The sequence below is a fragment of the Polaribacter filamentus genome, assembly GCF_002943715.1.
Classification (GTDB): domain Bacteria; phylum Bacteroidota; class Bacteroidia; order Flavobacteriales; family Flavobacteriaceae; genus Polaribacter; species Polaribacter filamentus.
On sequence record NZ_MQUA01000003.1, the window covers coordinates 1 to 9,893 of the forward strand.

The window sequence follows — 9,893 nt, forward strand, 5'->3', positions numbered from 1 at the left end:
GATGCCATCAATATTAAAGAAATCAAGTATTTCGTTTTGGATGAAGCCGATGAAATGGTCACTGCTTTAAAAGAAGAGGTAGATGCTATTATCAAAGAAATTCCGAAATCAAGAAGAACGTTGTTGTTTACGGCTACAATGCCAGGAACGATCAAACAATTAGTTCAAAATTACATGGCGAAACAGGTAATTCATATTGAAGCGGATATGGGAACTGTTGGTCATCAGGGAATTGATCATCAATATGTTGTTGTAAAACCGATTGAGAAATTAGAGGTCTTACTTCATTTTTTAAGTTCTAAGGATGGGAAACGCGGAATTATATTTTGTAAAACGAAAGCTGCAGTTAATAAACTAGCAAAAAATCTAGCCATTAATAAATTCTCTTCTGGGGCTATTCATGGTAGTTTAACGCAAGGAATTCGTGATCGAATTATGGGGCAATTTAGAGAAGGTAACATTAATATTTTAGTAGCTACGGATTTAGCTGCTCGTGGAATTGACGTAAAAGAAATAGAATATGTGGTAAATTATCATTTACCAGACACGTATGATACGTATGTTCATAGAAGCGGACGTACAGCAAGAGCAGGAGCAAAGGGGCTTTCTTTAAGTATTATTCAAGATGATGAAGTGCAAGATATTCCTGAATTTGAAAAAGTATTAGGCATTCAATTTCATCAATTTAAAAAAGCCGATTCAAAAAGTATTGAAGAAAACAATGGTTTGTTGTGGCCAAAAAAATATTTAAAACGAGGCCGAATCACGACGTTTCTCAAGATTTTAAAGCACAAATAAAAACAATATTTCATCATTTAACAAAAGAGGAATTAGTTGATAAAATATTGGCAAATTACTTAGCACAAATGGCTTCTACAAAAACAAAACCGGAAGCACCTAAAAAGAAAAAAAAGAAATAACGAAATCTGTTAATTAGTATTAAAAGTTAAATTGTCTGTTAAAAGGTAGTGTAAGACTATTGATACATTTAATTACTGATTTACGTCTAATAGAACAAAATAATTATGGCAAATAACATTAAGAATCAAGAGGATATATTAGCAAAATTAAATATTACTGCTTTAAATTCGATGCAAGAAGAGGCCGTTTCTGTCATAGAAACAACTACAAATACCATTTTATTATCGCCAACAGGAACTGGAAAGACACTTGCTTTTTGTTTGCCATTGATTGATTCTTTAGATCCAGAATCAAATGAAATTCAGGCGTTAATATTGGTGCCATCCAGAGAATTAGCGATACAAATTGAACAAGTTATCCGTACAATGGGTTCTGGTTACAAAGTGAATGCAGTTTATGGTGGCCGACCAATGTCTAAAGATAAAATTGAATTAAAACACATACCTGCAATTTTAATAGGAACCCGGGTAGAATTGCAGACCATTTTGCCAATGATCGTTTTTCTAAAGATTATATTAAAACCTTGATTTTAGATGAGTTTGACAAGTCTTTAGAAGTAGGTTTTGAATATGAAATGAGAGGAATTATTAATCAATTGCCTGCTTTAAATAAACGCATCTTAACTTCTGCTACTCAAGGTGTTGAAATTCCTGAATTTGTTAAATTAGACAAGCCAACAATCATTAATTATTTAAAAGAAAAGAGAACGTCGCAATTGGCTATTAAAACAGTAATTGCTCCTGAAAAAAATAAATTAACAACTTTGTTGGATCTAATTCAGCATATTGGGAATGATCCCGGAATTGTTTTCTGTAATTTAAAAGACAGTATTGAAAAAGTAAGTGCTTCTTTAGATCGTAATAATATTAGTCATGCTTGTTTTTCAGGCGGAATGGAGCAAAAAGATAGAGAGCGTTCTTTAATTAAATTTAGAAACGGAACCTGTCAATTATTAATTGCGACCGATTTAGCTTCTAGAGGAATAGATATCGTTGAAATTAAATATATTATTCATTTTGAATTGCCGCAGCATGAAGAAGATTTTATTCATAGAAATGGAAGAACGGCAAGAATAAATGAAAAAGGAACGGCTTATATTTTAAAATGGGAAAAAGAAACTTCGCCAGATTTTATTAAAAATTCAAAAGGTGAAAACATTTCTAAAAAGGCAAAATTAGAACCTCAATATTGGGAAACGTTATTTATTTCTGGCGGAAGAAAAGATAAAATTTCAAAAGGGGATATCGCTGGTTTATTTATAAAACAAGGCGGTTTGACTAAAGACCAATTAGGTACGATTGAATTAAAACCCGATTGTGCGTTTGTTGCAATTCCACGAGCACTTGCTAATGGTTTGGTAGAAAAATTAAATAATACGCGATTAAAAAAGAAAAAAGTCCGAGTTACTGTTTTATAGTAATTGTTTTTTAATAGATTTTTTTTAAGTAATAATGCCAATTTCTATGAAATAGAAAAAGGCATGGAATCTGTTATAAAAGAATATTTTGCATACTCAAATGATTATCAGTTTTGCGCAGTGGGGTTTTATATTTTTAATACTCATAAAATTATGAGAACTACAATTTTAAAAACAACTGGATGCAAGCAACTTGACTTGCAATCAGTCCACTATTATTTTTTTACATCAAAAGAAATCGGTTTAACTGTGCTGCATTAAAAATTACGAATTCATTTTACAGCATCTATATCTTGGTTATAAAATCTTAAAAAATAAAGCATCTTTTTGAACACAATACACATCAAGTTTTACCATTTAATAAGTTTATGGTAAGATTGATAAAGTCCTTTCTCTTTTCAAGCTTACTAATTGCATTTTCTGAGCTATATGGTCCATTGACTGCAATTACTTTGCTAATATTTCATGGATTTATTCCTTTTACAATGCCTCTTTAATTTTAACAGGATTGGGTCCAGTAGATGAAATGCCTTCAGATAGCGTGAAACTATTCGCTTCATTTTATGCGGTATTTAGCGGAATTGCTTTTTTAAGCACAGTAGCCGTTATTTTTGAGCCCATTGCCCAAAGATTATTACACATTTTACACATAAACGAAGATGAAAATTAATATACCAAAAATAATTATTATTGGCGCCGGGTTTGGCAGCTTATCGCTAGCAAAAGCACTAAAGGACTAAAATGCAGATGTTCTTTTAATGGATCAAAATAACTATTATAATTTTCAACCGTTAATGTATCAAATTGCTACAGGTGGTTTAGAACCGGATAGCATTGCATACCCAATAAGATGAATTTTTAAAGGTTATAAAAATGTAACTTTTAGAATGGCCAAAATGAATGCTTTAAATACCGTTGAGAACGAAATAGAAAACTTCAATAGGTGTATTTCCATTTGATTATTTAATCATTGCCACAGGTAGTGAAACTAATTATTTTAATTTTAAAATCAATTTTGGATGCTTTAAATCTTAAGAGTTTTATTTTTTAAAATTTAGAAAAGGCATTAATTAACCAAAAGGACCAATCTCTTGAAGAAATATTGAACATTGCCATAGTTGCTTTAGGACAAGCAGGAATTGAATTAGCAGAGGCACTCGCAGAAATGAAACGCCTCATAATTCCTAAAGATTTTCCGTTTTAGATATTTCAAAAATGGAAATTAATTTAGATGAAGCTTCACCAAAAGTATCATCAGTAACTTCTGAAAATGCTTCTCTTAAAAGTTATGAGTACCTAAATGAATAAGAAATTAATGTAAATCTAAACGTAAAAGTTGTAAGTTATGACGAAACTTATTTAACACTCGCGGATGAAACACCCTTTAAAACAGACACTGTAATTTGGACGGCAGGCGTCAAAGGAAACCCAATTAATGGATTGACAGAAGAGACTTTTGTTGGTAATAGAATTGTTATTAATGAGTTTAATCAGGTTTTAAATACCCGTTCAATTTTTGCAATTAGGGATGTGGCGAGTTATATTTCAAAAGAAAACCCAAAAGGATTTCCAATGTTAGCGACCGTTGAACAGCAATATGGAAAACAGTTACCAAATAATAGTATCAATCTAATAAAAGAAAAAGCATTACAATCTTTTGCATATAAAGACAAAGGTACAATGGCAACAACAGACCGAAGAAAGCCGGTTGTGAACCTGACGAATTGGTAATTTCAAGGGACTTTTGCATGGTTAGTTTGGATGTTTATTCACACTATGTCATTGATAGGTTTTAGAAATAAAGCGATTGTTTTTTTAGATTGGATGAATAATTATTTTATATATGGTAGGCCTTTAGGATTAATTATAAGACCTTATAATAGAAAATAAATACTGATACTATTTGTTGATTTTTTACTTTTTAAGGGATCTTTTTGGACGCATAATTTTAGTCGTTATCATTTATAATTCCAGGTTTATAGATTTTATGAAGTATTTGGGTTGTAATCAAATTGGCAGTTTTTCTACTATTTTAGATGATACTATTTATTTTTATGTAGAGAAGGATCCGCATAAAATAAAATAATTAAGAAGAATTAAGAGAACTATTTTACTACACTCATTTGATAAAAAGAGCCATCAAAAATTACTTTTCTGATAAAAATAAAAGCCTCTTTAAAATCTTCTGAAGGTAGATTTAAAATATTATGACCTTTATTTTTATATCCATAAAACATAAAACTTTTGTGAAGACTTTCTAGTTTTTCAACTATATTTTTAGAACCATCCATTACAAAATATCCCTTATCTAATGGAGAGCAAGAGCGATGTGCTCCCTGATAATAAGGTATAACTTTATCTTCTGTTCCGTGATAAAACACACCAGGTACTGCATTTGATTTGTTTATAAAGTACTATTAAAATTGATCCTAAAAAAATTATTTTATTTGGCACAAGTGCAGGCGCAGAAACATTGCTAAATATCGCCTACAACAAACAGTTATTAGGCAAACGCTCTAAAAGGTATAAAAACATTTCTATTGCTGGAATAATTTCCATTTCAGGTGCTATTTTAAATAGTACTTTAATAAACAAATCAAATGCAGTACCTGGTGTGTTTTATCACGGAACAGAAGATAAAGTTATACCTTATTATCAGGGAGCACATCGCTCTTGCTCTCCATTAGATAAGGGATATTTTGTAATGGATGGTTCTAAAAATATAGTTGAAAAACTAGAAAGTCTTCACAAAAGTTTTATGTTTTATGGATATAAAAATAAAGGTCATAATATTTTAAATCTACCTTCAGAAGATTTTAAAGAGGCTTTTATTTTTATCAGAAAAGTAATTTTTGATGGCTCTTTTTATCAAATGAGTGTAGTAAAATAGTTCTCTTAATTCTTCTTAATTATTTTATTTTATGCGGATCCTTCTCTACATAAAAATAAATAGTATCATCTAAAATAGTAGAAAAACTGCCAATTTGATTACAACCCAAATACTTCATAAAATCTATAAACCTGGAATTATAAATGATAACGACTAAAATTATGCGTCCAAAAAGATCCCTTAAAAAGTAAAAAATCAACAAATAGTATCAGTATTTATTTTCTATTATAAGGTCTTATAATTAATCCTAAAGGCCTACCATATATAAAATAATTATTCATCCAATCTAAAAAAACAATCGCTTTATTTCTAAAACCTATCAATGACATAGTGTGAATAAACATCCAAACTAACCATGCAAAAGTCCCTTGAAATTACCAATTCGTCAGGTTCACAACCGGCTTTCTTCGGTCTGTTGTTGCCATTGTACCTTTGTCTTTATATGCAAAAGATTGTAATGCTTTTTCTTTTATTAGATTGATACTATTATTTGGTAACTGTTTTCCATATTGCTGTTCAACGGTCGCTAACATTGGAAATCCTTTTGGGTTTTCTTTTGAAATATAACTCGCCACATCCCTAATTGCAAAAATTGAACGGGTATTTAAAACCTGATTAAACTCATTAATAACAATTCTATTACCAACAAAAGTCTCTTCTGTCAATCCATTAATTGGGTTTCCTTTGACGCCTGCCGTCCAAATTACAGTGTCTGTTTTAAAGGGTGTTTCATCCGCGAGTGTTAAATAAGTTTCGTCATAACTTACAACTTTTACGTTTAGATTTACATTAATTTCTTATTCATTTAGGTACTCATAACTTTTAAGAGAAGCATTTTCAGAAGTTACTGATGATACTTTTGGTGAAGCTTCATCTAAATTAATTCCATTTTTGAAATATCTAAAACGGAAAATCTTTAGGAATTATGAGGCGTTTCATTTCTGCGAGTGCCTCTGCTAATTCAATTCCTGCTTGTCCTAAAGCAACTATGGCAATGTTCAATATTTCTTCAAGAGATTGGTCCTTTTGGTTAATTAATGCCTTTTCTAAATTTTAAAAAATAAAACTCTTAAGATTTAAAGCATCCAAAATTGATTTTAAAATTAAAATAATTAGTTTCACTACCTGTGGCAATGATTAAATAATCAAATGGAAATACACCTATTGAAGTTTTCTATTTCGTTCTCAACGGTATTTAAAGCATTCATTTTGGCCATTCTAAAAGTTACATTTTTATAACCTTTAAAATTCATCTTATTGGGTATGCAATGCTATCCGGTTCTAAACCACCTGTAGCAATTTGATACATTAACGGTTGAAAATTATAATAGTTATTTTGATCCATTAAAAGAACATCTGCATTTTAGTCCTTTAGTGCTTTTGCTAGCGATAAGCTGCCAAACCCGGCGCCAATAATAATTATTTTTGGTATATTAATTTTCATCTTCGTTTATGTGTAAAATGTGTAATAATCTTTGGGCAATGGGCTCAAAAATAACGGCTACTGTGCTTAAAAAAGCAATTCCGCTAAATACCGCATAAAATGAAGCGAATAGTTTCACGCTATCTGAAGGCATTTCATCTACTGGACCCAATCCTGTTAAAATTAAAGAGGCATTGTAAAAGGAATAAATCCATGAAATATTAGCAAAGTAATTGCAGTCAATGGACCATATAGCTCAGAAAATGCAATTAGTAAGCTTGAAAAGAGAAAGGACTTTATCAATCTTACCATAAACTTATTAAATGGTAAAACTTGATGTGTATTGTGTTCAAAAAGATGCTTTATTTTTTAAGATTTTATAACCAAGATATAGATGCTGTAAAATGAATTCGTAATTTTTAATGCAGCACAGTTAAACCGATTTCTTTTGATGTAAAAAAATAATAGTGGACTGATTGCAAGTCAAGTTGCTTGCATCCAGTTGTTTTTAAAATTGTAGTTCTCATAATTTTATGAGTATTAAAAATATAAAACCCCACTGCGCAAAACTGATAATCATTTGAGTATGCAAAATATTCTTTTATAACAGATTCCATGCCTTTTTCTATTTCATAGAAATTGGCATTATTACTTAAAAAAAATCTATTAAAAAACAATTACTATAAAACAGTAACTCGGACTTTTTTCTTTTTTAATCGCGTATTATTTAATTTTTCTACCAAACCATTAGCAAGTGCTCGTGGAATTGCAACAAACGCACAATCGGGTTTTAATTCAATCGTACCTAATTGGTCTTTAGTCAAACCGCCTTGTTTTATAAATAAACCAGCGATATCCCCTTTTGAAATTTTATCTTTTCTTCCGCCAGAAATAAATAACGTTTCCCAATATTGAGGTTCTAATTTTGCCTTTTTAGAAATGTTTTCACCTTTTGAATTTTTAATAAAATCTGGCGAAGTTTCTTTTTCCCATTTTAAAATATAAGCCGTTCCTTTTTCATTTATTCTTGCCGTTCTTCCATTTCTATGAATAAAATCTTCTTCATGCTGCGGCAATTCAAAATGAATAATATATTTAATTTCAACGATATCTATTCCTCTAGAAGCTAAATCGGTCGCAATTAATAATTGACAGGTTCCGTTTCTAAATTTAATTAAAGAACGCTCTCTATCTTTTTGCTCCATTCCGCCTGAAAAACAAGCATGACTAATATTATTACGATCTAAAGAAGCACTTACTTTTTCAATACTGTCTTTTAAATTACAGAAAACAATTCCGGGATCATTCCCAATATGCTGAATTAGATCCAACAAAGTTGTTAATTTATTTTTTTCAGGAGCAATTACTGTTTTAATAGCCAATTGCGACGTTCTCTTTTCTTTTAAATAATTAATGATTGTTGGCTTGTCTAATTTAACAAATTCAGGAATTTCAACACCTTGAGTAGCAGAAGTTAAGATGCGTTTATTTAAAGCAGGCAATTGATTAATAATTCCTCTCATTTCATATTCAAACCTACTTCTAAAGACTTGTCAAACTCATCTAAAATCAAGGTTTTAATATAATCTTTAGAAAAACGATCATTGGCAAAATGGTCTGCAATTCTACCCGGGGTTCCTATTAAAATTGCAGGTATGTGTTTAATTCAATTTTATCTTTAGACATTGGTCGGCCACCATAAACTGCATTCACTTTGTAACCAGAACCCATTGTACGGATAACTTGTTCAATTTGTATCGCTAATTCTCTGGATGGCACCAATATTAACGCCTGAATTTCATTTGATTCTGGATCTAAAGAATCAATCAATGGCAAACAAAAGCAAGTGTCTTTCCAGTTCCTGTTGGCGATAATAAAATGGTATTTGTAGTTGTTTCTATGACAGAAACGGCCTCTTCTTGCATCGAATTTAAAGCAGTAATATTTAATTTTGCTAATATATCCTCTTGATTCTTAATGTTATTTGCCATAATTATTTTGTTCTATTAGACGTAAATCAGTAATTAAATGTATCAATAGTCTTACACTACCTTTTAACAGACAATTTAACTTTTAATACTAATTAACAGATTTCGTTATTTCTTTTTTTTCTTTTTAGGTGCTTCCGGTTTTGTTTTTGTAGAAGCCATTTGTGCTAAGTAATTTGCCAATATTTTATCAACTAATTCCTCTTTTGTTAAATGATGAAATATTGTTTTTATTTGTGCTTTAAAATCTTGAGAAACGTCGTGATTCGGCCTCGTTTTAAATATTTTTTTGGCCACAACAAACCATTGTTTTCTTCAATACTTTTTGAATCGCTTTTTTAAATTGATGAAATTGAATGCCTAATACTTTTTCAAATTCAGGAATATCTTGCACTTCATCATCTTGAATAATACTTAAAGAAAGCCCCTTTGCTCCTGCTCTTGCTGTACGTCCGCTTCTATGAACATACGTATCATACGTGTCTGGTAAATGATAATTTACCACATATTCTATTTCTTTTACGTCAATTCCACGAGCAGCTAAATCCGTAGCTACTAAAATATTAATGTTACCTTCTCTAAATTGCCCCATAATTCGATCACGAATTCCTTGCGTTAAACTACCATGAATAGCCCCAGAAGAGAATTTATTAATGGCTAGATTTTTTGCTAGTTTATTAACTGCAGCTTTCGTTTTACAAAATATAATTCCGCGTTTCCCATCCTTAGAACTTAAAAAATGAAGTAAGACCTCTAATTTCTCAATCGGTTTTACAACAACATATTGATGATCAATTCCCTGATGACCAACAGTTCCCATATCCGCTTCAATATGAATTACCTGTTTCGCCATGTAATTTTGAACTAATTGTTTGATCGTTCCTGGCATTGTAGCCGTAAACAACAACGTTCTTCTTGATTTCGGAATTTCTTTGATAATAGCATCTACCTCTTCTTTTAAAGCAGTGACCATTTCATCGGCTTCATCCAAAACGAAATACTTGATTTCTTTAATATTGATGCATCACGTTTTAACTAAATCTACCAAACGACCTGGAGTTGCAATTACAATATGAGTCGTTGATTTTAAGCGTTCTATTTGCGGTTTTATGGGTATTCCGCCACAAATAGAAGCAATAGATATTTCTGGAATTTCTGTTGAATAAGAAACTAAATTATCATAAATCTGATGCCCTAATTCTCTCGTTGGCGCTAATATTAACGTCTGAATTTGAGTGTTTTCTAAATCCAACT

The 9,893-nt window shown here is 30.7% G+C and carries 6 protein-coding genes and 4 pseudogenes; 5 read left to right on the forward strand and 5 right to left on the reverse strand.

Annotated elements, in window-relative coordinates:
* The 4 genes and pseudogenes from BST83_RS00110 to BST83_RS20215 form a co-directional block, all read left to right on the forward strand.
* Positions 1–920: pseudogene (locus BST83_RS00110) on the forward strand (helicase-related protein); the annotation flags it as partial.
* A gap of 105 nt (positions 921–1,025) precedes the next feature.
* Positions 1,026–2,338 (forward strand): annotated as a pseudogene (locus tag BST83_RS00115) (DEAD/DEAH box helicase).
* Between the two features lie 508 nt (positions 2,339–2,846).
* Positions 2,847–3,008: a hypothetical protein gene (locus BST83_RS20060; protein WP_205853524.1), complete on the forward strand. Its 162-nt coding sequence runs from the start codon at positions 2,847–2,849 to the stop codon at positions 3,006–3,008.
* A 641-nt stretch (positions 3,009–3,649) separates the two neighbouring features.
* Entirely contained in the window at positions 3,650–4,069 is a 420-nt protein-coding gene (locus tag BST83_RS20215) for an FAD-dependent oxidoreductase (protein ID WP_240614575.1), read from the forward strand.
* Between the two features lie 374 nt (positions 4,070–4,443).
* On the opposite strand, the gene BST83_RS00135 is transcribed toward BST83_RS20215, so the two are convergent.
* Positions 4,444–4,719, reverse strand: a complete 276-nt coding sequence (locus tag BST83_RS00135) for a hypothetical protein (protein ID WP_104808049.1) — start codon at positions 4,717–4,719, stop codon at positions 4,444–4,446.
* 92 nt (positions 4,720–4,811) lie between these two features.
* Between BST83_RS00135 and BST83_RS00140 the strand changes: the two genes are divergently transcribed.
* Positions 4,812–5,228 (forward strand): hypothetical protein, encoded by a 417-nt coding sequence (locus tag BST83_RS00140; protein ID WP_104808050.1) that lies wholly within the window; start codon positions 4,812–4,814, stop codon positions 5,226–5,228.
* A gap of 374 nt (positions 5,229–5,602) precedes the next feature.
* On the opposite strand, the gene BST83_RS20220 is transcribed toward BST83_RS00140, so the two are convergent.
* From BST83_RS20220 to BST83_RS00165, 4 genes and pseudogenes are all read right to left on the reverse strand, one after another.
* Complete coding sequence (locus BST83_RS20220) at positions 5,603–6,022, reverse strand: FAD-dependent oxidoreductase (protein WP_240614575.1); 420 nt, start codon at positions 6,020–6,022, stop codon at positions 5,603–5,605.
* Between the two features lie 639 nt (positions 6,023–6,661).
* Positions 6,662–6,823 carry a hypothetical protein gene (locus BST83_RS20065; protein WP_205853524.1) on the reverse strand — a complete coding sequence of 54 codons (162 nt, stop codon included), beginning with the start codon at positions 6,821–6,823 and terminating at the stop codon, positions 6,662–6,664.
* A gap of 508 nt (positions 6,824–7,331) precedes the next feature.
* Positions 7,332–8,642, reverse strand: a pseudogene (locus BST83_RS00160) (DEAD/DEAH box helicase).
* A 105-nt stretch (positions 8,643–8,747) separates the two neighbouring features.
* Positions 8,748–9,893, reverse strand: a pseudogene (locus BST83_RS00165) (DEAD/DEAH box helicase); the annotation flags it as partial.